Origin of the sequence: Blautia sp. HCP3S3_H10_2 (assembly GCF_052122375.1) — a bacterium.
Classification (GTDB): Bacteria; Bacillota; Clostridia; order Lachnospirales; family Lachnospiraceae; genus Blautia_A.
In genome coordinates this window covers 1-23632 of the sequence record NZ_JBQKCL010000023.1, presented here as the reverse complement: position 1 = coordinate 23632, position 23632 = coordinate 1, and the positions used below count along the sequence as shown (strand labels likewise).

Sequence of the window (23632 nt, the reverse complement as noted above, 5' to 3'; positions counted from 1 at the left end):
GAGACTCCTGTAACTGCAAAGTAGGAATTGATAAATAAGGAACGTGATAGTACTTGCAAACAAAATTATGTTTTGATGTTGTTCATTATAATTATACAGAGCGGCTCTATAATCTGAAAGCGGAAGCTGTAGGCGTCGTAAAGGGCGAAAAGCACTTTCCGGTATTTGGTGGAAACCAGATTTTTAAACCACTTAGTAAATCCAAACCATTTTCCACCCCTTTGTTTGCCTATGCGGAAGTATTCTGGTCAAATATTATAAATAAATATTTTATTCCAGCGCCGTTGTATCAGCTGGCTTTTTGTCATGGATATGAGGAGGAGACTCAGAAGTATTATGATTATGGGACTGCGGTTCCTGTAATCTATAATGAGGATGAGCAGCTGTTGAATCTTCTGGAATTTTTTCGGAAGTATCCGGATGAGAAAGTGGATATTGACCAGTATGAGAATTACTGCATGATGTTTTATGATTATACGGATATTCTGGAAGCTTCTTATTTTCAGACACATAAAGAGATGGCAGAGCAGCTTGTTATGCAGATTCTGGTTTCTGTGTTGAAGGGAGATCAGAATTACCATTATGAGAATATTGCTTTTGTATGCGGAAAAGATGGGGAGATTCGTAGGCTGGCGCCTATGATTGACCATGAATTTTCCACATATTTTATATTCCCGGAGAATTCTGCACAGCACATGTACTGGTACAGTGAATTGATTCGTTCCATGGAGGGACACGAAGTGCAGGAATATGAATACGATTGTCTGAAAAATCCAAAGGAACGGCAGATGATGGAAAAAAGTGCAGTGTGTCTGCATAAGAATCTGAGTTATATCCGGGAGCATTTCCCAGAAGTTACTGGGGAATTTCTGGAAAAATTAGATTGCCTGGAGCATGATCTGGAGGAGAATCCGTTCGCTTTTTATGTACAGAGAAATGAGGAATATCCGGGAACGGCGAATTCTTACGCTTATATGGCGGGGAAAGCCAGATATAAGGATCACGACGAAGAGCAGGCGAAGCTTCTGGAAGAAAAGTACGCTTCCAGAGAAAAAAAGGTGGATTTCCAGGACCTGAATCTATCACTTGTGAAAGAAATACGGGGAATTATACTGCTTTTAAAGGGAATTTTGTGTAAAACAAAATGTCATAAAGCAGAGGAGAAAAATATTATAGAGAACTGTACCGAAGAAAATCTCTGGAATGCGGTGATGGCATTCCAGAATTATCCGTTTTATACTGCTTCTGGTCTTCCCTTCCAATATAAACTAAAGATCGGGAAAAACGGCACATACAACAAAGAATTGTTGATCGACCGCCGTGAAAATAGCAAGACCTTATCCTGGAGCAGCATAAAAATGGCATTTCGGAACAGTCAGAAAATATCTGGCGAAGTGAAAAGGCCGAAAGCGCTGGGCGATATCCGTGGAATTTCCTATATTTATCCGTTGTTCTGGAAATTTGGGCTGATTCAGGTGCCGGAAGAAGTAGCCCGAAAAATGCGGGGAGAATAATAAGCGGTTCTTTAATGTACTTGACTTTCTTTTCTTTCTTTTTTATAATAATAGAGAAGAAAGAAAAAGAAAGAAGAAAGAAACAAAAGAGATAAAAGCAATAAGAAAATATGAAAGAAAGGGGGAAAGAAATTCTATTGTTCGAGAATCAGAATGTTGAATTTAAGCAAGAGTATGTACCAGATATCAGGAAAGAAGTGATGGGCTTTGTAAATGCTGAAGGCGGAACTATATTTGTAGGAGTCAGAAAAGACGGAGCAGTTTTGGGCGTAGCAGATCCGGATGGAGTAATGTTGCAAATTGTAAATTCATTGAAGGATGCATTAGTGCCAGATGTGATGCCATTTGTAAAAGTTAATACAGTTGAAATGGAAGGGAAAATAGTTGTTGAAATTGATGTAACAACAGGAACTAATCGTCCTTACTATCTCAGAGAAAAAGGGTTAAAACCTAGTGGCGTATATGTAAGAAAAGGAAGTTCTACACAACCGATGACGGAAGAGGGAATTCGGGAAATGATACTTCAAAATAGCAGACGCTCTTTCGAGCTGTGTAGAAGTATGAACCAGAATCTGACTTTTGAGACATTTGAAAATGAAATGAAACGGCGGTCAATAGAAATTGGACCTTCGCAAATGAAAACACTCAAATTACTTGGGGAAGATGGACTATATACAAATCTTGCGTTGCTGTTATCTGAACAGTGCGAAACAACGACCAAAGTTGCACTTTTTCAAGGTACGGATAAGGAAATATTTCGAGATAGAAGAGAATTTAGCGGGTCCATTCTTAAGCAGTTGGAAGAAGTATACCAGTTTATTAATTTAGCCAATAAAACGAAAGCAACATTTTACGGATTGGATAGAACAGATTTCAGAGATTATCCAGAAGAGGCGTTAAGAGAGGCTCTTTTAAACAGTATTGTTCATAGGGATTATTCTTTTAGTGGCAGCAACTTGGTGAATATCTATGAGAATAGAATTGAGTTTGTTTCTCTTGGAGGTCTTGTACCTGGACTGGAATTACAGTCTATTTTTCTTGGTGTCTCACAATCACGAAATCCAAATCTTGCAGCGATATTTTATCGAATGAGATTGATTGAAAGTTATGGTACAGGAATTGGAAAAATAGAGAGGGCATACAAAAATTATCAATCTCAACCGGAGTTTGAAACTGCGAAGGGAGTTTTTCGGGTGACGCTTCCAAATAGAAATGAAGAATGTGATGGAAAGATTCAGTCGAATAACAGTATGGAAATCGAAGATTCATTGAATGAGCAGAAAAATCTTATCCTTCAGTATGCGAGCAAGAAGGGGAGTATTACAAGAAAAGAAGTTGAGAATCTAATCGGTTCCGGAACAACAAAAGCATTTCGACTTATCAAAGAACTCTGTGAAGAAAATCTGCTAGAACGGGTAGGAAAAGGAAGACTAAGCACTTATATCCTCAAATGAAAGAAAGTGTGTGACTCAATCAAACGAATCACACACTTTTTTTAACCAATTTCTTTTAGAACTGTGGAAATATGCTTCTTACTGCAGCTTCTTCCCCTGCTCAAATTTCGGCTCGCAGGTCAGTTCCACGCCAAGCTTACGGAAGGAAAGGATATCCACGGAAGACAGCATAACAGAGGTATGTGCCTGGCAGCCTTTCAGCTTCGGAATCTGCTCCAGGGCAAGGCGGGCATCCGGGTTGGTAGCGGCACTGATGGAAAGTGCGATCATAGTCTCATCCATATGAAGACGAGGGTTCTTGCTTCCCAGGTAGTCTGTTTTCAGCTCCTGGATCGGATGGATGGCATCCGGGGAGATCACATGCTTCTCGTGGTCGATTCCGGCAAGTTCCTTCAGGACATTCAGAAGGAGAGCTGAGGAAGCACCAAGGAGATCAGAGGTCTTGCCGGTGATGATCCGTCCGTCATCCAGCTCCATGGCAGCAGCCGGAGCACCAGTAGCCTTCTCACGCTCAAGGGCAGCCGGAACAACCTTGCGGTCCTCCAGTGTGGCATGAGCCTGTTTCAGAAGAAGCTCGATCTTGTAAACCTCTTCCTCTGTGCCGGTACCGGAAAGAAGGGCGTCCATGCTCTTATAATATCTGCGGATGATCTCCTGACGGGAAGCCTCCTGGCAGACTTCGTCGTCCACGATACAGTTACCAGCCATATTGACACCCATATCTGTAGGGGATTTGTATGGGCACTCGCCCATGATCTTCTCGAACATTGCCTGTACTACAGGGAAAATCTCTACGTCACGGTTATAGTTGACAGTGGTCTCACCGTATGCTTCCAGATGGAACGGGTCGATCATATTGACATCATTAAGGTCAGCGGTAGCTGCCTCATAAGCCAGGTTTACCGGATGCTTCAGCGGGATATTCCAGATCGGGAAAGTCTCAAACTTGGCATAGCCTGCGCTGATGCCTCTCTTGTATTCATGGTAAAGCTGGGAAAGGCAGGTGGCCATTTTTCCGCTTCCAGGTCCTGGTGCTGTGATGACAACCAGCGGACGGGTGGTCTCGATATAGTCATTCTTACCGTATCCCTCATCGCTTACGATCAGGGAAGTATTGCTCGGGTAACCTGGGATATTATAAAGAACATAAACCTTGATTCCAAGCTTCTCCAGACGCTTCTTGAATGCATCTGCGCTGTCCTGTCCGGAGTAACGGGTGATGCAGACGCTTCCTACATAAAGGCCCCTGCTGGTAAATTCATTCATCAGACGGAGTACATCCTCATCATAGGTGATGCCAAGGTCGCCGCGGACTTTATTTTTCTCAATATCAGGTGCGCCGATTACAATTACGATCTCGGCCTGGTCCGAAAGCTGCATCAGCATACGGAGCTTGCTGTCCGGCTCAAATCCTGGAAGAACACGGGAAGCGTGGTAGTCATCAAACAACTTGCCTCCAAATTCCAGATAAAGCTTGTTGTCAAATTTGCTGATTCGCTCACGGATGTGCTCGGACTGCATTTTCAGATACTTGTCATTATCGAATCCAATTTTTTTCATTCTGCCTTTCCTCTCTCTTTCTCTGGGCTGCTCTGTTACTGGTTCCTCATCCATTTATTATTTCGGCTCTGTATCAATAAAGTATACAGCTGTAAATATATGTGTACAGTTTCTGCGGCTATACAGGTACAGCTTCTATAATAATACAGGCATAAAGTATGCAGCAGATGCAGATCCGCACCTGCCGCAAAAAAACCATGTTCCTAGTATACTACAGATTTTCTTGTAAAAAAAGTATCTATTTGCTCCGAAATGTAAATTTTTTTGACCTTTTTTTCTCAAAAATTCAGAGGGTTTTCACAATATCCAGGTTGATTTATCCGGCGTTTATCTTTATAATAAAAAAGATAGTAAGGAGGAACGAAATGGATAATAATCTGGATAACAATCAAGGCGGACGACGCCCTGATAAAGGGGATCCCAGGAGAAACCAGGATCCAAACCGCAATAAGAAGAATCATCAGTCCATTCTGGCTTTTCTGATATGTCTTTTGGTTACTCTGGTGTGTTTCAGCCTGTTTACCAATATGCTGCAGGATAATTCCAGTGAGATTACGTATGATAAGTTTATTGATATGGTGAATAACGATGAGGTGAAATCGGTTACCCTTCAGTCTGATAACCTGACCATCGTGCCGAAGAAGCAGGTGAATCCTTATCAGGAGATCAGCTATTACACCAATCTGACAGAAGATGAGACTGCCCTTACCAAGCGTCTGGAAGGAACCGGCATTATTTTCAAATCTGAGCCGCCGGATGCGTTCGGGGAATTTATGGCAATGATGCTCAGTGTGCTTCTTCCATCTGTTCTGTTGTTTGTACTTCTTATGTTTTTCATGCGCCGTATGAACAAAGGCGGCGGTGGTATGATGGGAGTTGGCAAAAGCCGTGCCAAGGCTTATGTACAGAAGGAGACGGGAATCACATTTAAGGATGTGGCGGGTCAGGATGAAGCCAAGGAATCCCTGCAGGAGGTTGTGGAATTCCTTCACAATCCTGGTAAATACGTGGAGATCGGTGCCAAGCTTCCCAAGGGTGCACTGCTTGTAGGCCCTCCTGGTACAGGTAAGACCCTTCTTGCCAAGGCTGTAGCTGGAGAGGCACATGTACCGTTCTTTTCCCTTTCTGGATCAGAATTTGTGGAGATGTTTGTAGGTGTAGGTGCATCCCGTGTACGTGACCTTTTCGAGGAAGCGAAGAAGAACGCACCTTGCATTGTTTTCATTGATGAGATTGATGCCATCGGTAAGAGCCGTGATTCCCATTACGGCGGTGGCAATGATGAGCGTGAGCAGACCTTGAACCAGCTGCTTGCTGAGATGGATGGTTTTGATACTTCCAAGGGTCTTCTTATCCTGGCGGCTACCAACCGTCCGGAGGTTCTGGATCCGGCACTGCTTCGTCCGGGTCGTTTTGACCGCCGGGTTATCGTAGACAGACCGGATCTGAAGGGACGTATTGATATCCTGAAGGTTCATGCCAAGAATGTAAGATTGGATGATACCGTTGATTTTGAGGCAGTTGCCCTTGCCACATCCGGTGCAGTGGGATCAGACCTTGCCAATATGGTAAATGAGGCTGCCATCCTGGCGGTTAAGAATGGCCGTCATGCAGTTTCCCAGAAGGATCTTCTGGAATCTGTTGAGGTCGTGCTTGTTGGTAAAGAGAAGAAGGACCGCATTTTAAGTGCGCAGGAGCGCCGGATCGTGTCTTATCATGAGGTGGGCCACGCACTGGTAAGCGCCCTTCAGAAGGATTCCGAACCGGTACAGAAAATTACCATTGTACCTCGTACCATGGGTGCGCTTGGTTATGTAATGCAGGTTCCGGAAGAAGAGAAATACCTGAATACCAAGAAAGAACTGGAAGCGATGCTTGTGGGCTATCTGGGAGGCCGTGCTGCTGAGGAAATCGTCTTTGACAGTGTGACTACAGGTGCTTCCAATGATATCGAGCAGGCTACCAAGGTTGCCCGGGCTATGATCACCCAGTATGGTATGTCTGAGAAATTTGGCCTTATGGGTCTTGCCACCCAGGAGAACCAGTATCTGAATGGCCGTGCAGTTTTGAACTGCGGTGATAATACAGCCACAGAGGTTGACCATGAGGTTATGGAGCTGCTTCGTTCCTCCTATGAGGAGGCTAAGCGTCTGATCAGCAGCCACAGAGAAGCCCTGGACAAGATCGCGGCTTATCTGATCCGCAAGGAGACCATTACAGGCAAGGAATTTATGATCATTTTCCGTGCAGTAGAGAAGGGACTGGATGTGTCTGATGAACTGGATGCAGAAGGGCTGAAAGCACTGGATGCCGCCGTGAAAGGCGAGAGCGAAGCGCAGAGCGCAGCTGCGGGAAATGAAGAAACGAATGTAGTAGCAGGAAGTGAAGCACAGAATGCGGCAGCTGGAAATGAAGTACCGAATGCAGCAGCAGGAAGTGAAGCACAGAATACAGCTACAGAAAATAAGAATGATGCAAGGTAACATGAAAATGGTATAAATATACCTGTTTCAGAGCCTTTTGAAATAGACTCTGAATCATTATGCTGATTATGCAAATAGCAGAACCGGGAGACGAGCTTTCCCGGTTCTTTTCAAAAGGAGGAATTTTATGTTCCTGATCGAAGAAGAATTGAAAAAGCTTCCTGGCAAGCCGGGCGTCTACATCATGCACGGGGAAAAGGACGAGATCATCTATGTGGGTAAGGCAGTCAGCCTGAAGAACCGTGTCCGCCAGTATTTCCAGAGCAGCCGGAATAAAGGGGCGAAAATTGAGCAGATGGTCACTCATATCACCAGATTTGAGTATATTGTCACCGATTCAGAACTGGAAGCTTTAGTGCTGGAATGTAACCTGATCAAGGAGCACCGCCCGAAATACAACACCATGCTGAAGGATGACAAAACCTATCCTTTTATCAAAGTGACAGTAAATGAGCCTTATCCCAGAGTGCTTTTTTCCCGTACCATGAAAAAGGACAAGGCGAAGTATTTTGGCCCATATACCAGTTCCACAGCAGTAAAGGATGTGATCGAGCTGGTAAGGAAGATCTATATGGTTCGTTCCTGTAACCGTACGCTGCCCCGGGACTGCGGCAAAGACCGCCCTTGTCTGTATTATCATATGAAGCAGTGTATGGCTCCCTGCCAGGGGAATGTAAGCGAAGAAGAGTATAAGAAAAACATTGCGCAGGTGCTTCATTTCCTGAATGGAAATTATAAAGAGACCATCGATCAGCTGACGGAAAAAATGATGGCAGCTTCTGAGGAGATGCGCTTTGAGGATGCAGCGGGCTACCGTGATCTGATAAACAGCATTAAACGGATCGGGGAGCGTCAGAAGATCACTACGTATGGGGAAGAGGACAAGGATATTATTGCGGTTGCCATGGATGAAAGTGAAGATCTGCGGGAGCAGGACGCAGTGGTGCAGGTATTTTTTATGCGTGGAGGCAAGCTGATCGGAAGAGATCACTTTTTCCTGCGGGTGGCAAGAGGAGACACCAAGGCACTGGTTTTGTCCAGCTTCCTGAAGCAGTTTTATGCAGGCACACCTTTTATTCCGGCAGAAATTATGCTGCAGACAGAGATTGAGGATGCACAGGTAATCGAAGACTGGCTGTCCAAACGGCGTGGACAGCGGGTTCATATCCGTGTGCCAAAGAAAGGTACCAAGGAGAAGCTGGTAGAGCTGGCAAAGGAAAATGCCTGGATGGTCCTTTCCAAGGACAGAGAGCGGATCAAGCGGGAAGAAGGCCGTACCATTGGCGCAGTAAAAGAAATCGAAGGATGGCTTGGGCTGAAGGATATTGTGCGTATGGAGGCTTATGATATTTCCAATATCAGTGGCTTCGAATCAGTTGGCTCCATGGTTGTCTACGAAAAGGGCAAGCCGAAGCGCAGCGATTACCGCAAATTTAAGATCAAATGGGTTCAGGGGCCAAATGATTATGCCAGTATGGAAGAGGTGCTTACCAGGCGTTTTACTCACGAATCCAAAGGGGAATACGACAGTTTTTCCGTGCTGCCGGATCTGATCCTGATGGATGGTGGCCGCGGGCAGGTAAACATTGCCCTGAAGGTGCTTGGAGAGCTTGGAATCCATATTCCGGTGTGCGGTATGGTAAAGGATGACAACCATCGTACCAGAGGTGTTTATTTCAATAATGTGGAGATTCCCATTGATACTTCAAGCGAGGGCTTTCATCTGGTTACCAGGATCCAGGATGAGGCCCACAGATTTGCCATCGAATACCATCGTTCCCTAAGAAGCAAGGAACAGGTGCGCTCTGTGCTGGATGACATTCCGGGAATCGGGGAAACCAGACGGAAGGCTCTTATGCGTAGATTCCGTTCTATAGAGAATATCAGGGATGCATCGGTGGAAGAATTAAGTCAGACAGAGTCTATGAATGTACAAAGTGCAGAGGCGGTGTACGCTTTTTTTCACAAAAGTGCCGGCAATGAACAATAACATTTTTCGCGCTTAATACTGTGCAGAATACAAGATTCAACATTGAAGTTATGCGATAAATTGTGTATAATAAAAAAGAATATGGGTAACCTTATTCGCCTCTGACATCATAGAAAGAAAAGGAGATAAAAGCATGAAGGGTGTACAGCTTACTAAGCTGGCGCAGGAATTGAATCTGACAAACCTGACGCCTGATATTGACTTTACGGAAATTTATGTGAAAACAGCAGAAATAAATCGTCCGGCATTGCAGCTTACAGGATATCTGGAGCATTTTGCAAACGAGCGTGTTCAGATCATCGGATATGTAGAATATACCTATCTGATGCAGTTAAGTGATGAGGAGCGGACATTCAAGTATGAGCGCTTTATCTCCAGCAAGATCCCATGTGTCATCTTCAGTACCATGACGAGACCGTCACAGGATATGATCGATCTTGCTTATAAATATAATGTTCCTACATTTGTGACAGAGAGAACCACTTCCAGTCTGATGGCGGAGATCATCCGTTGGCTGGGTGTCCAGCTGGCACCTTGTATTTCCATTCATGGTGTGCTTGTGGATGTTTACGGTGAAGGTGTTCTCATCACAGGTGAGAGCGGCATTGGAAAAAGCGAGGCTGCTCTTGAGCTGATCAAGCGTGGTCACCGTCTGGTAAGTGATGATGTTGTAGAGCTGCGTAAAGTGAGCGATGTTACACTGGTTGGTTCCGCACCGGATATCACCCGTCATTTTATTGAGCTTCGTGGTATCGGTATCATTGATGTTAAGACATTGTTTGGTGTTGAGAGTGTTAAGGATACCCAGTCTGTAGATCTTGTGATCAAGCTTGAAGAGTGGGATCGCGACAAGGAATATGACCGTCTGGGACTTCATGAGGAGTACACAGAATATCTTGGCAATAAGATCGTCTGCCATTCCCTTCCGATTCGTCCTGGCCGTAATCTGGCTGTTATCGTTGAATCCGCAGCGGTTAACCACAGACAGAAGAAGATGGGCTACAATGCGGCTGAGGAGCTGTACAAGCGTGTCCAGGCGAATATCGCAAGAAAGAGAGAAGAATAACCAGTCCCATAAAATAGACTGGAATTGAAACATAAAGATCAGAAAGGATGGAAATTTACAATGGGTATGTATTGTTTTGGTATTGACGTAGGAGGAACTTCCGTAAAATGTGGTCTGTTCCTTACCAATGGAACTCTGGTGGAGCAGTGGGAGATCCCTACCAGACTGGAGAATAATGGTTCTTCAATTCTTCCGGATGTTGCAGATGCGATCAAGACGAAGCTGGATGAGAGAGGTATCACAAAGGATAATGTAGATGGTGTTGGAATCGGTATTCCAGGACCGGTTAATGAGAATGGTGAAGTTCCTATGGCTGTTAACCTTCATTGGGGCTTTAAGGCCGTTGCAAGCGAATTAAGCGCACTTACCGGCCTTCCTGCAAAAGCTGCCAACGATGCAAATATCGCAGCTCTTGGCGAGGCATGGAAGGGCGCTGCAGAGGGCTCTAAGAACGTGATCATGGTTACTCTTGGTACTGGTGTTGGTGGTGGAATCATCATTGACAGCAAGATCATTGCAGGCCATCACGGTGCTGGCGGTGAGATCGGACATGCATGTGTGAACCACAATGAAGTACGTCCGTGTAACTGTGGCAACCACGGCTGTCTGGAGCAGTATGCTTCTGCAACCGGTATCGTCCGTGTGGCAAATGACATTATGGAGGAGAGCCAGGAGGACAGCAAAATGCGTCATGTAGAGAAGCTTTCCGCGAAGAATGTCCTTGACTTCTACAAAGAGGGAGATGCCCTTGCGATTCAGACAATGGAGAAGGTTGGCGATATTCTTGGAAGCGCACTTGCAATGTTTGCATGTGTTACAGATCCGGAAGCAATCGTTATCGGCGGCGGTGTATCCAAGGCTGGTAAGGCGCTTACAGACTGCATCCAGAAGTATTACCAGAAATACGCATTCCCGTCCTGCAAGAGCACCCCGATCATTCTTGCAAGCCTTGGAAATGACGCTGGTATCTATGGCGCAGCACGTATGGTGATTAAAGACTGATTCTACATAAAAAACTACATAAAAAAACTGCAGCCCGTAAAATCGGAGCTGCAGTTTTTTTGTAACTGAACCGTTACTTTATTTTTAGAAAATCTGGCAACTATCTAACTGCTTAATAATAAGTGATATCATCATTGGAAACATCACCATCACCATTATCAGGTTCCTGGACATCTCCACCGCCATCGCCGCCGTCACCACCATCGCCTCCGTTATCCGGATTGTCTGGGTTATCTGGATTATCAGGATCTGGAGTAGGAGTCAGGCTGTCTTCTTCATAGATTTCCATTTCCTCGTCGCTTTGATCATCCTCTTCATCATATTCGTAGAAGTGCTGGTCGCAATATTCTGTAGGAATGGTAGCTTCATCGAAGTATTCTTCAATAACCGGGCAGCCGGCTCTTGGAAGAAGACCGGTCTCAGAGCAGATACTGATCTGTTCGATACCTGCTGGCTGTTCGAATTCTTTATATTCCATACCCTGGTGGATACGGCTCATAACCTTACGCCATAAGGTCTTATGGAAGTTACGGGCATCCCCTTCCGGGATTTTCTGGTTGCCATCGTAGCCGGACCATACTGCACATGTGTAATATGGAGTGTAGCCTACGAACCAGAGGTCATTGTACTCATCTGTAGTACCTGTTTTACCTGCAACTGCCATATTATCAAGCTGGCAGGCTGTACCAGTACCGTTCTGGACAACATCCTCCATAGCGCTTGTGAGAAGATATGCGGTAGTGTCTTTGATAACAGAACGTCCTGCTGAGTTATTCTCAATCAGTACGTTTCCATTGTGATCCAGAATCTTGGTGTAATAAACTGGCTTGATATAATTACCGCCATTTGCAATAGCTGCATATGCAGCACAAAGCTCTACGTTCTTAATACCGTAAGTCAGACCACCGAGAGCTGTAGGCAGGTTAGCGTCTGTATAAACGTTACCGTAGGCATCTGTATCAGCCTCAGTACCATGCGCCAGTGTGGTAAATCCAAAGTTATCCAGGTATTTCAGACCAAGCTCAGGAGTGACATCCTCGAAACACTGGACAGCAACGGTATTGACAGAATTACGGATGGCAGTACGGATGGTAGTAGTACCATTGAAGCTGCCGCCTGCATTATTGACTGGTGCACCGTTTTCGTAGGTGATTGGCTCGTCCTCATAAGTGGTAGCCAGTGTCATGCCTTTCTCATTCAGTGCAGGAGCATAAGTGGATACGATCTTAAAGGTAGAACCTGGCTGACGGGTACTGTCCGTAGCACGGTTCAGGGTAAGGCTGGCGGTCTTGGTTCCACGTCCGCCGATGATTGCTTTCACATAGCCGGTGTGCTGGTCGATAATGGTCATTGCTGACTGAGGCTGTGGGGCAAAGCTTACGCGCTCTGCAACAACCGTACTTCCATCAGCAAGAATATTGGCTTTATAACGGTCTACATAGGTCTGTCCCTCGTCCTGGGAGTCAAAGAGCAGATCAAAGGATGGATCCTCGTTCTGGAAATAAAGCTTCATCATTTCTTTGCTGTAGTTTACTTCCTGACCATCAGGCTGCTTTACGGTAAGGGCATAATCAAGGGCGTACTGTACATAATCCGGATAATTGGAAGGATCAGAATATTCCTCGTCTACAATATTCTGGATATCAGGATCCTGTGTAGTCATGATCTTCAGACCGCCGCTGTACAGAAGGTTCTGTGCCTGTGTCTTGGTGTATCCTTTGATATTCATCAGGTCATTGATAACCTGCTGGGTAAGTTCATCCTCAAAGTAGGTATATGTCTTACTGGAAGACTGTGTATTGTAAGCCTGTGCTTCCTGGATACGGGTGTAAACATCATCGTTAAGGGCTTCGTCATACTGCTCCTGTGTGATATATCCCTGATCCAGCATATGATCCAGTACTTCCTTACGTCTCTTGGCGTTTTCCTTAGGATTCTCAATGGGATTGTACTGGGTAGGAGCCTGCGTGATACCTGCGAGGGTAGCACACTCGGAAAGGTTCAGATCCCATACATCTTTATTAAAATACTGACGGGCAGCAGCCTGTACGCCGTATGCACCGGCACCAAGGTTAATGGTATTCAGGTAATTCTCAAGGATAACGCTCTTGTCATTGATCTTCTTCTCGATCTCAATGGCAAGGTACTGTTCCTGAAGCTTACGCGTGAATCGCTCGATCTGTGTGGATTCATTGGTCCAGTTAGTGAAAACGTTATTTTTCAGAAGCTGCTGGGTGATGGTACTTGCACCCTCGGAAAAGCTTCCGGTAGTAAGTGCTTTCACACCGGCACGGAGAATACCTCTCACATCGATTCCGTTATGTTCATAAAAACGCTCATCCTCGATTGCCACTACTGCATGCTGCAGGTCCTCTGGTATCTGGTCAATAGAGACTGGGAGACGGTTGGCATTAGGTGCTGCCAGCTTCCGGCTCTGGTTTCCATTACAGTCATAGAGGAAAGTAGCGTAACCAAGGGGCATAATATCTACTTCATTTACATCTGGCGTATTGGCAAGTATCCCTCTGATGGAACCGATTCCAAGGAAGGATACGCCCACGCACAGGGCAATCAGACCGATGAAAAGGACTCTGATAAGTGAAACATGTGCTCTTTTTCCCATCATGGACGAGCGGGAAATAAGAGAATTCCGCTTTTTAGAGGCCGATTTTTTTCCGTAGTTCATGATAAACCTCCTTTATAATCCGTTCTATTATATCAAATCTCCATTCGTAAATAAACCCTAAAATCGAATATTTCTGTGAACAATTAGGGCAAAATGGCGCATTCTTATGGCATTTTTTCCAAAATGATGCTTTTCTATGCCATATTATAGCAGATCAGGGAAAAACAGCTGGAAAATGGATTTTCCAGGGCTGGAAACAATCTGCGATTCATGTTACACTATAGCAAAGAAATCAGAACGGGTTATTGCCCGGATAACAGATAGAGAAATCAATTTTGGAGGTTCCCGGTATGCTGGAGAATTATAAAACAATCTACACAGGCGGTGAGGGGGAGATCACGGAGAAGAAATCCCGTTTCATTGCCACCGTACGTCTGGTGGAGAAAGAAGAGGATGCGCTTGCGTTCATAGAGGAAATGAAGAAGAAATACTGGGATGCCAGACATAACTGCTATGCTTATTCTGTTGGAGAGCACAGGGAATTTACAAGATGCAGTGATGACGGAGAGCCTTCTGGAACTGCCGGACGTCCTATGCTGGACGTGATCCTGGGGGAAGATATTTACAATGTGGCAGTAGTGGTGACAAGATATTTCGGCGGTGTGCTCCTAGGCACAGGTGGCCTGGTAAGAGCTTATTCGGGTGCAGTACAGGCGGGCCTTATGGAGAGCACTGTGATCGAGAAGCATCATGGGATTTCCCTGGCGCTGACTGCTGATTATACGGCAATCGGTAAGCTTCAGTATATTGCGGCAGAGAACCAGCTGCCAGTTCTGGATACGGAATACACGGACAAAGTGATCATGCATCTTCTCGTACCAAATGACCAGGTGGGAAGAGTACAGAAGGTGATCACAGAAGCCACCAGCGGACGTGTAAAAATGGAAAAAGAGAAAGAATTATATTTCGCAGATGTGGAAGGCGAGAATAAGGTGTTTGACCACTAGATAGAAATTAAAAACTCAGGAATGCTTCAAGTAAGAATGAAACATCCCTGAGTTTGCCTGTCAATCAATCAGCATTTCTCAGGTTCCGGATAATCTACACCGAAGGTGTCAACGGTCATGGATTTGATCTTCTGCTCGTCAAGTGGTCTGTCACTGTAGTCTGTGTCTGTCTCAGCAATCTTGTTTACCACATCCATTCCTTCGATCACTTTACCGAAAGCTGCATATGCGCCGTCAAGATGCGGTGCATTTTTGTGCATGATGAAGAACTGGCTTCCTGCTGAATCCGGGTGCATAGCTCTCGCCATGGAAAGAACGCCCTCGGTATGTCTAAGGTCATTCTTCACACCGTTCTGTGCGAATTCACCCTTAATGCTGTATCCCGGGCCGCCCATTCCGGTTCCATCCGGGCATCCGCCCTGAATCATGAAGCCATAGATCACGCGGTGGAAAATAAGGCCGTCATAGAATCCCTTTTTTACAAGGCTGATAAAGTTATTTACAGTATTTGGTGCGATTTCCGGATATAATTCTGCCTTCATCACATCTCCATTATCCATTGTAATGGTAACAACTGGATTTGCCATAGTTTGATCTCCTTTTTCAAAAAGTATTGTATTTCGCTATTCGTTCTATTATAATATGCAAAGAGCAATTCTGCAAGGAAAAAAGGGAAATGTATAAAGGAGTTGCAAGCTATGATAAAAGAAACATTCAGTCCCGAAGAGACCTTCGCTTTTGGCAAATGGATCGGGGAAAATGCCCTTGCCGGGCAGGTATATACGCTGGTAGGAGACCTTGGAGTAGGGAAGACCGTTTTTACCCAGGGTGTGGCCGCAGGCCTTGGAATCACGGAGCCGGTAAACAGCCCTACTTTTACCATCATTCAGGAATATGAGACTGGCCGCATGCCATTTTACCATTTCGATGTGTACCGGATCGGGGACATTGAGGAGATGGAAGAAATCGGTTATGATGATTATTTCTATGGAAATGGAATCTGCCTGATCGAATGGGCGAATTTGATCGAGGAGATCCTGCCTGAGCATATAATCCAGATCACCATCGAGAAGGATCTGGAGAAAGGGTTTGATTATCGTAAAATTACGGTAACCGGACTTGAGGAGTAAGTGTAACGAAATAATAAGTGTAACGGCATAATAAGTATAACGGTATAATAGCTATAACAGTATAATACAAACTGTAATGTTACTGCCGGAGGTATTTTGAAGAGAAAAAATGTAAGAATCCCCATGAAAGAGAATATATAGGAATCTCCTTAAAGTGGGGAGAATAAGGAGAAATAATGAAGATTTTAGGACTTGACAGCTCAGGAATCGTCGCTTCTGTGGCAATTGTGGAGGATGAGAACCTGATCGCGGAATATACAGTAAATTACAAGAAGACCCATTCCCAGACGTTACTTCCCATGCTGGACGAGCTGGTGAAAATGACAGAGCTGGATCTGCATACTATAGATGCCATTGCAGTAGCGGCTGGACCTGGTTCTTTCACAGGACTCCGTATCGGCTCTGCTACAGCTAAGGGACTAGGCCTGGCACTTGGCAAGCCTCTGGTAGAGATTCCTACTGTAGATGCACTGGCTTATAATTTATATGACGCGAAGGCATTGGTCTGCCCGATCATGGATGCAAGAAGAAGCCAGGTTTATACCGGAATTTACCGCTTTGAGGATCATAAGCTTGTAACTGTGGAGGCGCAGATGGCAGTTCCAATGGCGGAAATGATCGAGAAACTGAATGCCAGAGGGGAAGAGGTAATCTTCCTTGGGGATGGTGTTCCTGTTTTTGCCCAGATGATCCAGGAGAAGCTGCAGGTGCCTTATTCCTTTGCCCCGGCCCATGTGAATAAACAAAGAGCAGCGGCAGTAGCAGCTCTTGGAGAGCTGTATGTAAAAGAGGGAAAAGTGGTAACGGCCATGGAGCATGTACCGGAATATCTGAGGGTTTCCCAGGCAGAGCGGGAACGTGCCCAGAAGCTGGCAGAAGAGAAAAAGGCAGAAGAGTAAAGCTTGCAATAGAGCAGATGGAAAATGCAATAAGATAAAGCCGACAATAGAACAGCCGAAAAAGCAGAAGAGTAAAGCTGACGATATAACAGACTGAAAAAACGGATAGGAGCAGTGCAGATATGATTCTTCGTGAAATGTTAGTAGATGACCTGGATCAGGTTATGAAAATTGAGAATGAATTATTTTCCACGCCATGGACGAAAGAGGGATTTTTCACTTACCTGACCCGTAAGGATGCTATGTTCCTTGTGGTGGAAGAAAAGGATGAAATCCTGGCATACTGTGGGCTGATCATGGTTCTGGACGAAGGAGATATTACCAATGTGGCAGTCCGTCCTGACAGACAGAGAGAGGGAATCGGGCGTTTTCTTCTGGATAGTCTGATTCGTTTTGCAGGGGTGCAGGGGGTGACAACCATACACCTTGAGGTTCGTGTTGGAAATGAGACAGCGATCCGTCTTTACGAAAGAGAGGGCTTTACAAAAGACGGGATCCGCAAAAACTATTATACGGATCCCGTGGAAGATGCATTGCTTATGACCAGGCATCCTGTTCCGGAAGCTTAGTACTCGCCTGTTTGAAAAAGGTTTTCTGCCATCTGCACGCTTCACTTTGCAGCATATTTTGTCAAAGAGCTGATATGTGACTTAGCCGCTAAGAGCAGGCTTGTCAGTAGCAGAATAAATAAAGCTCCCAGGCTGAGAAATAATCCAGGTAACTTACCGGGCGCATGGAATTCGATTCGGATTTCATGTGCCCCTTTTTGTAATGGAAAACCGACAAAAGCCTTGTTTACCTGTACGGGCTCAACCTCTTTTCCATCCACATACGCCGTGTAGCCTCTGGAAAACGTGTAGGAGGTTACGAAATAACCATCCTGTGACATCTCAATACTGCCATTTACGATTTCATTTCCAGAAGTGGTGTTTTCCTGAAAATCCACCAGTCCAGGATGGGAAAGGGCAGATAAAGGAATCGTATAGGCAGAAACATTTTTTATTCGATAGCTTCCCCTGGAAAATGTGATCTCCAGGGAATCCATATCTTCATTTCCGGATATCATATAGCAGAAACGATTGTTATTATTGGGATAAGGTGCCTCAGAGCCGGAAAGCCTGTTGCGGATCCCGTTTATGGTAATAGATATATCTTTCGCACCACTGTATTCCACATCAAAAGTGATCAGCAGAATCGTAGAAGCTGGCAGCTGCTGGGAAAGCTTCCGGCGTACCGTAATGTCCTTTCGCGCAGCCTTGTGGGTAAAGAAATCATCCGGGAGAGAATAAGATTTCATTTGGGAAACATAAGGCTCTGCTGATGTAATCCTGTTTCTGGCATCTGTGTCAATTACTGGATCTGAGTCTGCTGAAACTGCGCTGACAGCCTCCGGACTTCCTGAATCCGGGGTAATGGTCCGGTTAACAAGTGTATCCAGTGTCTGTGGATAGGAAAGCTTGTCGAACTCAGTTTCTGCCATAAGTGCAGTACTTCCATAAGCAATTGGCAGTACATTTTTGTTCTCTGCAAGCACATGACCTTCTTTTTCCTGTAGAATGGTGTATCCAGCCGGAACCTTATCTGATTTGGTCTGAATATAACGGACACCCATCAGATATTCCTGGAATGGATTCACATCTGCGGTCATGGCGACACGGTTACGGATGCTGATCGGCATTTGCAGGATATCGTACAGCAGCGTGTTGTAAGTACTGTTGGAAATAGAGGAATACAAGGTACTTTTGTTCTGGTCACCGGTGATCACATAATTGGTGTTATTGGATGGATGTTCGATCACGTCGAAACGGGCCTGGGAATTCTCACAGTAATTCACCAGATCTTCACTGGAAAAATAATCCCTGGATTCATCGGCCACAGTGGCATAATGTTCCTCCTGCCCCTTTGCAAGATAAAGCATACAGGGAATCACAAGAAGCAGGATCAGGCTGCATATATTGGAAAACCAGGAATTTACAGGCACCAGGATCTGTTTCTTTTCTAAAATAGTGCTGGCAGTAACAAGCACTAGCAGGAGAATCATATCGGAAATGACAAGTGTGCGGACCTGCTGATTCCGAAGAAGAAAAACAAGCTGTATCAAGACCGGGATGGCACTAAGCAGTGCAAGCGGCAGACTGTGCCGTATTTTCCTGAGACGTAGCCCTTCTAGAGCCTGTGCGGTAAGGTAAAGGATAAGAGGCAAAAACGGAATCAGGCATTTGGGCCGTACATATAATGTGGCATTTAAGATCCAGTAAAAAACATCGAAGAACAACAAAACAAAAATAGCAATTGCCAGCTTCCGGGTCTTTTTTTCCCGGATGCAAAGGAAAAGGGCGTACAGACAGAAAAGGGTAAGACCACATCCATAAGGACTGTAGAGGAGACTGTCCAGTGTAGGATTTACCCCGAGAACCTTAAAAAGTGATTCACTTGCCCCGGTATCCTTTTTATTTCCCAGAATGGCAAGGCCTGTAGGAAGCAGGAGGAAAAGATTCATGGATACGGCAAAGGACACATCCAGAATATAATTCCACCAGATTTTGAGCCTAAACTTCTTCTGGCTGGAGATAGGCACGTTTTTCAGGTAATCCGGCAGCAGGTGGCAGATATAAAGGATACAAGCCACGAAGCAGGATGGGAAAAAGTAAAAGCTGTGCAGGATACAGAAAAACAGTGAAAAGATAAGTCCTATATGGGGACGGAATTTATAGTCTGTCTGTTCCCTGTAAGCCAGAATCTGGTCCAGGGAAAGAAATGCCAGGATGAGAAAAGGCAGGTAATTCACAAACATGATCTGCCTGTGCGCCTGAAAGAAACAGTTTGCGCACAAATAGAAAAATCCGCATACAAAGCCGGTAAAATCCGAAAACCCCTTTCTGTGAAGCCAATAATAAAGAAGTCCACCGCCCAGCAGGATTTCCAGTATGGCATATCCCTGGATGAAATAGGCCATAGGAACAGTTGGAAAAAGGTAGGAAATAAGCACATCCGGGCGCATAAAGCCGTAATAGGACAAGGAGAAAAAGTTAGTTCCCCCTCCAAGCCCGGTGAAATCCGGAAAAAGCTTTCCGGTTGCATAAAAATTTTTTCTCATATAATCTGCGAAGGTTACATGCTGGGAATACCAGTCGGTTTCGGAACCGAACCAGGAGCCGGAAGGAATCAGCTGCCAGATCAAAATACCTCCTGCAGCCAGAAGAAGCAGTAAAGTGAATAGATTCCACCAGGTGAATTTTTGATATTTGTTATAGAAAATCATATAGAGCCCTTTCTTGATCAAAATGATGTAGTGTAGTAATGCAGTTCCCTGCTTGGAAGAGTCAGTTATCTGTAATCAGGTTATCAAAACATATTACAGGCAGTTTGTCAAGTGTGAAGAAAATTGCAAATATAATAATATTCTGAAATGATTATTGTTTTGTAATTTAAAACTTTTTTCGGATTCAAAATAACCGCCACTTGTTTTAGTAATCTGCTTGTGTTAAACTTTTGAAAGTATACGAAAAAGAATGTTAAACGAAAAGAGGATATTTTAATATATGTTAGATGTTTGTCTGGTAGGAACCGGAGGTATGATGCCACTTCCAAGAAGATGGCTGACAGCCCTGATGACCCGTTATAATGGCAGCAGCCTTCTGATCGACTGCGGTGAGGGAACACAGGTGGCGATTAAAGAAAAAGGATGGAGCTTCAAGCCTATTGACGTGATCTGTTTTACCCATTATCATGGAGACCACATTAGCGGACTTCCGGGCCTTCTTCTTACAATGGGAAACGCGGAGCGGACAGAGCCGCTGACACTTATTGGCCCCAAAGGACTGGAGCGGGTGGTAAATGCACTTCGTGTGATCGCGCCGGAGCTTCCATTTGAATTAAAATTTATTGAGATCAACGGCCCTGAACAGGTATTTGAGATAAATGGCTACAGGATCACAGCCTTTAAGGTAAATCATAATGTACTTTGTTACGGATATTCCCTGGAGATTCTACGCCAGGGGAAATTTTCCCCGGAGCGCGCCCGTGAGAAGGGAATTCCGCTGCAGTACTGGAATCCCCTTCAGAAGGGTCAGACCATTGAGACAGATGGCGTGACTTATACACCGGATATGGTTCTGGGTCCTGCAAGAAAAGGATTGAAAGTTACCTATACTACAGATACACGTCCTACAGAATCCATTCTGAAACATGCTCCGGGATCGGATCTGTTTATCTGTGAAGGAATGTACGGCGAGGACGATAAGCAGGAGAAAGCCAGAGGCTATAAGCATATGACTTTCCGTGAGGCTGCCACTCTTGCAAAAGAGGCTAAGGTGGGAGAGATGTGGCTGACGCACTACAGTCCGTCCCTGATCCGCCCTGATGAATATATGGATATGGTACGGGAGATTTTCCCTAATGCTTATCCTGGCAAAGATGGAAAAACAATGGAAATGAATTTCGAAGAGGATTAAAAAATGAAAGATACATTAATTCTTGCAATAGAGAGCTCTTGTGATGAAACTGCCGCTTCTGTGGTGAAAAATGGCAGGACGATATTATCAAATGTGATTTCTTCCCAGATTGCACTTCATACTTTATATGGAGGGGTCGTGCCGGAAATCGCATCCCGTAAACATATTGAGAAGATCAACCAGGTTATTGAAGAGGCACTTTCTGAAGCTGATGTGACTCTGGATGATCTGGATGCGATCGGTGTCACCTATGGTCCTGGACTGGTAGGTGCGCTTCTGGTGGGAGTAGCAGAGGCTAAGGCAATTGCATACGCGAAGAAGCTTCCACTTGTGGGGGTACATCATATTGAGGGACATGTCTCCGCTAATTATATCGAACATCCGGATCTGGAACCTCCATTTCTCTGTCTGATCGTGTCAGGCGGACATACACACCTTGTCATTGTAAAGGATTATGGAGAATTTGAAATCCTTGGACGAACCAGAGACGATGCAGCAGGAGAGGCTTTTGATAAAGTTGCCCGTGCCATCGGGCTTGGCTATCCGGGAGGCCCGAAGGTGGATAAGCTTGCCCGTGAGGGAAATCCGGATGCTATTGTTTTCCCGAAAGGAAAATTAGGCGATTGTCCCTATGACTTTAGTTTTAGCGGCGTGAAATCTGCAGTTTTGAATTACATTAATAATGCTCAGATGAAAGGCGAGGAAATTAACCGTGCCGATCTGGCCGCCTCGTTCCAGAAGTCCGTGGTAGACGTACTTGTTGAACACACCATGCTTGCTGCAAAGGATTACCATATGGATAAGATCGCAATCGCAGGAGGCGTTGCGTCCAATGGGGCTTTAAGGGAAGCGATGATGAAGGCATGTGAAAAGAGGGGCTATAAATTTTATCGTCCATCCCCTATTTTCTGCACAGATAATGCGGCAATGATCGGAGTTGCTGCTTATTATGAATATATAAAAGGCACACGCCACGGCTGGGACCTGAATGCAGTCCCGAACCTGAAGCTGGGGGAAAGATAATGGAACAGAGCAGGTGTACGGCAATCGTTCTGGCAGCAGGACAGGGGAAAAGGATGCACAGCAAGGTACAAAAACAGTTTCTGGAGATAGGGGGGAAGCCGGTTTTGTACTATTCTCTGCATTGTTTCCAGGAAAGTCCGCTGATTCAGGATATTATTCTGGTAACAGGAGAAGATATGATTTCCTATTGCCAAAGGGAAATTGCGGAGAAATACGGATTTACCAAGATAAGGAAAGTGACAGCCGGGGGAAAAGAACGCTATGATTCTGTGTATGCAGGATTGTTATGCTGTGAAAATACCGATTATGTATATATTCATGACGGTGCACGGCCTTTTATCGACGAAGAGATGATTCAAAGGGGATATGAGGCAGTACGGCGTACGGGTGCCTGTGTAATGGGAATGCCATCCAAGGATACCGTCAAACTTGCGGATTCATCCGGCTATATTAAAGAGACGCCAAATCGGAAAATTGTATGGAATATTCAGACTCCTCAGATATTTTCCTATGATCTGATACGTGAAGCTTATGAAAGTATCCGTAAAAAAGATATGAGCAACGTGACAGATGACGCTATGGTAGTGGAACAGGAGACTGGTACTAAGATCCTTCTGGTGGAGGGTTCTTATCGGAATATTAAGATTACCACGCCAGAAGATCTGGCTGTAGCAGAGGCATTTTTGCATTATTGAGCGAATTTTTGAAAAAAATAAAAAATCTTGTTGACACAAAAAGGTTTTGATGATAGAATACGTTTTGCACTGACAGAGACAACCTCTTGAGTGAAGGACAACTCCTGATGTGCAGAACTGCTTTATCAGATAATTATATATGGAGAGATATCGAAGTGGTCATAACGAGGCGGTCTTGAAAACCGTTTGTCCGCAAGGGCGCGTGGGTTCGAATCCCACTCTCTCCGCTTGTTAAACACTTTAAAATAAATTAAAAAAGTGCTTGACAAATAAAGAAACATCAGTTATACTAAACGAGCTGTCGCAAGAGAGTGAATAATTAAATAAAGAACTTACTTAATAAGTAGGGCAATTTGGAGAAGTACCCAAGCTGGCCGAAGGGGCTCCCCTGGAAAGGGAGTAGGTCGTTAATAGCGGCGCGAGGGTTCAAATCCCTCCTTCTCCGCTTCAAAGTTCTTTGAAAAGAATTTTGAAAAAGTTGTTGACAAACACTTGAACATATGATAATATAAACAAGCTGTTTTGAAAACAACAGCGAACAACCTTGATAACTAAACAGTGAAACACATACGATTCTCGAAAATTTCTTTATACAATTCATTTTCGAATGAAACTTTTAAAACAGTAATGACGAGAGATAACTAAGCTAGTTGGTTGTCTTGAGTGCATCAAACTACATTTTATCAGAGAGTTTGATCCTGGCTCAGGATGAACGCTGGCGGCGTGCTT

General features: G+C 44.8%; 17 protein-coding genes and 2 tRNA genes. 15 read left to right on the top strand and 4 right to left on the bottom strand.

What is annotated here, in order from left to right:
• The first annotated feature begins 53 nt into the window (after positions 1 to 53).
• Both ACTQWB_RS17780 and ACTQWB_RS17775 read left to right on the top strand, forming a co-directional pair.
• Positions 54 to 1514, top strand: coding sequence for a hypothetical protein (locus ACTQWB_RS17780; protein ID WP_441502790.1), 1461 nt, complete (start codon positions 54 to 56; stop codon positions 1512 to 1514).
• 110 nt (positions 1515 to 1624) lie between these two features.
• Positions 1625 to 2968: an RNA-binding domain-containing protein gene (locus ACTQWB_RS17775; RefSeq protein ID WP_441502791.1), complete on the top strand. Its 1344-nt coding sequence runs from the start codon at positions 1625 to 1627 to the stop codon at positions 2966 to 2968.
• Between the two features lie 78 nt (positions 2969 to 3046).
• Here ACTQWB_RS17775 and ACTQWB_RS17770 read toward each other — a convergent pair whose 3' ends face one another.
• Positions 3047 to 4528 (bottom strand): DUF1846 domain-containing protein, encoded by a 1482-nt coding sequence (locus tag ACTQWB_RS17770; RefSeq protein WP_441502792.1) that lies wholly within the window; start codon positions 4526 to 4528, stop codon positions 3047 to 3049.
• 365 nt (positions 4529 to 4893) lie between these two features.
• Here ACTQWB_RS17770 and ftsH point away from each other — a divergent pair, with 365 nt between their 5' ends.
• The 4 genes from ftsH to ACTQWB_RS17750 all read left to right on the top strand — a co-directional run bounded on the left by ftsH (position 4894) and on the right by ACTQWB_RS17750 (position 11069).
• On the top strand, positions 4894 to 7011 hold the full coding sequence (ftsH, locus tag ACTQWB_RS17765) for an ATP-dependent zinc metalloprotease FtsH (protein WP_441502793.1): 2118 nt from the start codon (positions 4894 to 4896) through the stop codon (positions 7009 to 7011).
• Between the two features lie 127 nt (positions 7012 to 7138).
• Positions 7139 to 9001, top strand: coding sequence for an excinuclease ABC subunit UvrC (gene uvrC / locus ACTQWB_RS17760; RefSeq protein WP_441502794.1), 1863 nt, complete (start codon positions 7139 to 7141; stop codon positions 8999 to 9001).
• 133 nt (positions 9002 to 9134) lie between these two features.
• Entirely contained in the window at positions 9135 to 10067 is a 933-nt protein-coding gene (hprK, locus tag ACTQWB_RS17755) for an HPr(Ser) kinase/phosphatase (RefSeq protein WP_441502795.1), read from the top strand.
• A 60-nt stretch (positions 10068 to 10127) separates the two neighbouring features.
• On the top strand, positions 10128 to 11069 hold the full coding sequence (locus tag ACTQWB_RS17750; protein ID WP_441502796.1) for an ROK family glucokinase: 942 nt from the start codon (positions 10128 to 10130) through the stop codon (positions 11067 to 11069).
• Between the two features lie 112 nt (positions 11070 to 11181).
• Here the strand turns inward: ACTQWB_RS17750 and ACTQWB_RS17745 are convergent, their stop codons facing one another.
• Complete coding sequence (locus tag ACTQWB_RS17745) at positions 11182 to 13755, bottom strand: transglycosylase domain-containing protein (protein ID WP_441502797.1); 2574 nt, start codon at positions 13753 to 13755, stop codon at positions 11182 to 11184.
• A 290-nt stretch (positions 13756 to 14045) separates the two neighbouring features.
• Between ACTQWB_RS17745 and ACTQWB_RS17740 the strand changes: the two genes are divergently transcribed.
• Entirely contained in the window at positions 14046 to 14702 is a 657-nt protein-coding gene (locus ACTQWB_RS17740; protein WP_441502798.1) for a YigZ family protein, read from the top strand.
• Positions 14703 to 14770: 68 nt separating this feature from the next.
• On the opposite strand, the gene ACTQWB_RS17735 is transcribed toward ACTQWB_RS17740, so the two are convergent.
• Positions 14771 to 15289, bottom strand: coding sequence for a peptidylprolyl isomerase (locus ACTQWB_RS17735; protein WP_441502799.1), 519 nt, complete (start codon positions 15287 to 15289; stop codon positions 14771 to 14773).
• A 111-nt stretch (positions 15290 to 15400) separates the two neighbouring features.
• On the opposite strand from ACTQWB_RS17735, the gene tsaE reads away from it, so the two are divergent.
• From tsaE to rimI, 3 genes are all read left to right on the top strand, one after another.
• Entirely contained in the window at positions 15401 to 15832 is a 432-nt protein-coding gene (gene tsaE, locus ACTQWB_RS17730) for a tRNA (adenosine(37)-N6)-threonylcarbamoyltransferase complex ATPase subunit type 1 TsaE (RefSeq protein WP_441502800.1), read from the top strand.
• 176 nt (positions 15833 to 16008) lie between these two features.
• Positions 16009 to 16731 carry a tRNA (adenosine(37)-N6)-threonylcarbamoyltransferase complex dimerization subunit type 1 TsaB gene (tsaB, locus tag ACTQWB_RS17725; RefSeq protein ID WP_441502801.1) on the top strand — a complete coding sequence of 241 codons (723 nt, stop codon included), beginning with the start codon at positions 16009 to 16011 and terminating at the stop codon, positions 16729 to 16731.
• Between the two features lie 122 nt (positions 16732 to 16853).
• Entirely contained in the window at positions 16854 to 17300 is a 447-nt protein-coding gene (rimI, locus tag ACTQWB_RS17720; protein ID WP_441502802.1) for a ribosomal protein S18-alanine N-acetyltransferase, read from the top strand.
• Positions 17301 to 17341: 41 nt separating this feature from the next.
• Here rimI and ACTQWB_RS17715 read toward each other — a convergent pair whose 3' ends face one another.
• Positions 17342 to 19993 (bottom strand): YfhO family protein, encoded by a 2652-nt coding sequence (locus tag ACTQWB_RS17715; protein WP_441502803.1) that lies wholly within the window; start codon positions 19991 to 19993, stop codon positions 17342 to 17344.
• A 280-nt stretch (positions 19994 to 20273) separates the two neighbouring features.
• Between ACTQWB_RS17715 and ACTQWB_RS17710 the strand changes: the two genes are divergently transcribed.
• The 5 genes from ACTQWB_RS17710 to ACTQWB_RS17690 all read left to right on the top strand — a co-directional run bounded on the left by ACTQWB_RS17710 (position 20274) and on the right by ACTQWB_RS17690 (position 23348).
• Complete coding sequence (locus tag ACTQWB_RS17710; protein WP_441502804.1) at positions 20274 to 21185, top strand: ribonuclease Z; 912 nt, start codon at positions 20274 to 20276, stop codon at positions 21183 to 21185.
• 3 nt (positions 21186 to 21188) lie between these two features.
• The gene (gene tsaD, locus ACTQWB_RS17705; RefSeq protein ID WP_441502805.1) at positions 21189 to 22208 is read left to right on the top strand and encodes a tRNA (adenosine(37)-N6)-threonylcarbamoyltransferase complex transferase subunit TsaD; all 1020 of its coding nucleotides are present in this window, start codon (positions 21189 to 21191) and stop codon (positions 22206 to 22208) included.
• Positions 22208 to 22903, top strand: a complete 696-nt coding sequence (gene ispD / locus ACTQWB_RS17700) for a 2-C-methyl-D-erythritol 4-phosphate cytidylyltransferase (protein ID WP_441502806.1) — start codon at positions 22208 to 22210, stop codon at positions 22901 to 22903. Before tsaD ends, ispD begins: the two co-directional genes overlap by 1 nt.
• A gap of 141 nt (positions 22904 to 23044) precedes the next feature.
• A tRNA-Ser gene (locus ACTQWB_RS17695) sits at positions 23045 to 23130 on the top strand.
• 128 nt (positions 23131 to 23258) lie between these two features.
• Positions 23259 to 23348 (top strand) — tRNA-Ser (locus tag ACTQWB_RS17690).
• Positions 23349 to 23632 lie beyond the last annotated feature (284 nt).

What these genes read in the sequence shown, in the direction of transcription:
- ACTQWB_RS17750 (WP_441502796.1), top strand. Translation starts at nt 10,128, where the DNA reads ATGGGTATGTATTGTTTTGGTATTGACGTAGGAGGAACTTCCGTAAAA.
- uvrC (WP_441502794.1), top strand. Translation starts at nt 7,139, where the DNA reads ATGTTCCTGATCGAAGAAGAATTGAAAAAGCTTCCTGGCAAGCCGGGC.
- ACTQWB_RS17775 (WP_441502791.1), top strand. Translation starts at nt 1,625, where the DNA reads ATGAAAGAAAGGGGGAAAGAAATTCTATTGTTCGAGAATCAGAATGTT.
- ACTQWB_RS17715 (WP_441502803.1), bottom strand. Translation starts at nt 19,993, where the DNA reads ATGATTTTCTATAACAAATATCAAAAATTCACCTGGTGGAATCTATTC.
- ACTQWB_RS17710 (WP_441502804.1), top strand. Translation starts at nt 20,274, where the DNA reads ATGTTAGATGTTTGTCTGGTAGGAACCGGAGGTATGATGCCACTTCCA.
- tsaB (WP_441502801.1), top strand. Translation starts at nt 16,009, where the DNA reads ATGAAGATTTTAGGACTTGACAGCTCAGGAATCGTCGCTTCTGTGGCA.
- ispD (WP_441502806.1), top strand. Translation starts at nt 22,208, where the DNA reads ATGGAACAGAGCAGGTGTACGGCAATCGTTCTGGCAGCAGGACAGGGG.
- tsaE (WP_441502800.1), top strand. Translation starts at nt 15,401, where the DNA reads ATGATAAAAGAAACATTCAGTCCCGAAGAGACCTTCGCTTTTGGCAAA.
- tsaD (WP_441502805.1), top strand. Translation starts at nt 21,189, where the DNA reads ATGAAAGATACATTAATTCTTGCAATAGAGAGCTCTTGTGATGAAACT.
- hprK (WP_441502795.1), top strand. Translation starts at nt 9,135, where the DNA reads ATGAAGGGTGTACAGCTTACTAAGCTGGCGCAGGAATTGAATCTGACA.
- ACTQWB_RS17770 (WP_441502792.1), bottom strand. Translation starts at nt 4,528, where the DNA reads ATGAAAAAAATTGGATTCGATAATGACAAGTATCTGAAAATGCAGTCC.
- rimI (WP_441502802.1), top strand. Translation starts at nt 16,854, where the DNA reads ATGATTCTTCGTGAAATGTTAGTAGATGACCTGGATCAGGTTATGAAA.
- ACTQWB_RS17745 (WP_441502797.1), bottom strand. Translation starts at nt 13,755, where the DNA reads ATGAACTACGGAAAAAAATCGGCCTCTAAAAAGCGGAATTCTCTTATT.
- ftsH (WP_441502793.1), top strand. Translation starts at nt 4,894, where the DNA reads ATGGATAATAATCTGGATAACAATCAAGGCGGACGACGCCCTGATAAA.
- ACTQWB_RS17735 (WP_441502799.1), bottom strand. Translation starts at nt 15,289, where the DNA reads ATGGCAAATCCAGTTGTTACCATTACAATGGATAATGGAGATGTGATG.
- ACTQWB_RS17740 (WP_441502798.1), top strand. Translation starts at nt 14,046, where the DNA reads ATGCTGGAGAATTATAAAACAATCTACACAGGCGGTGAGGGGGAGATC.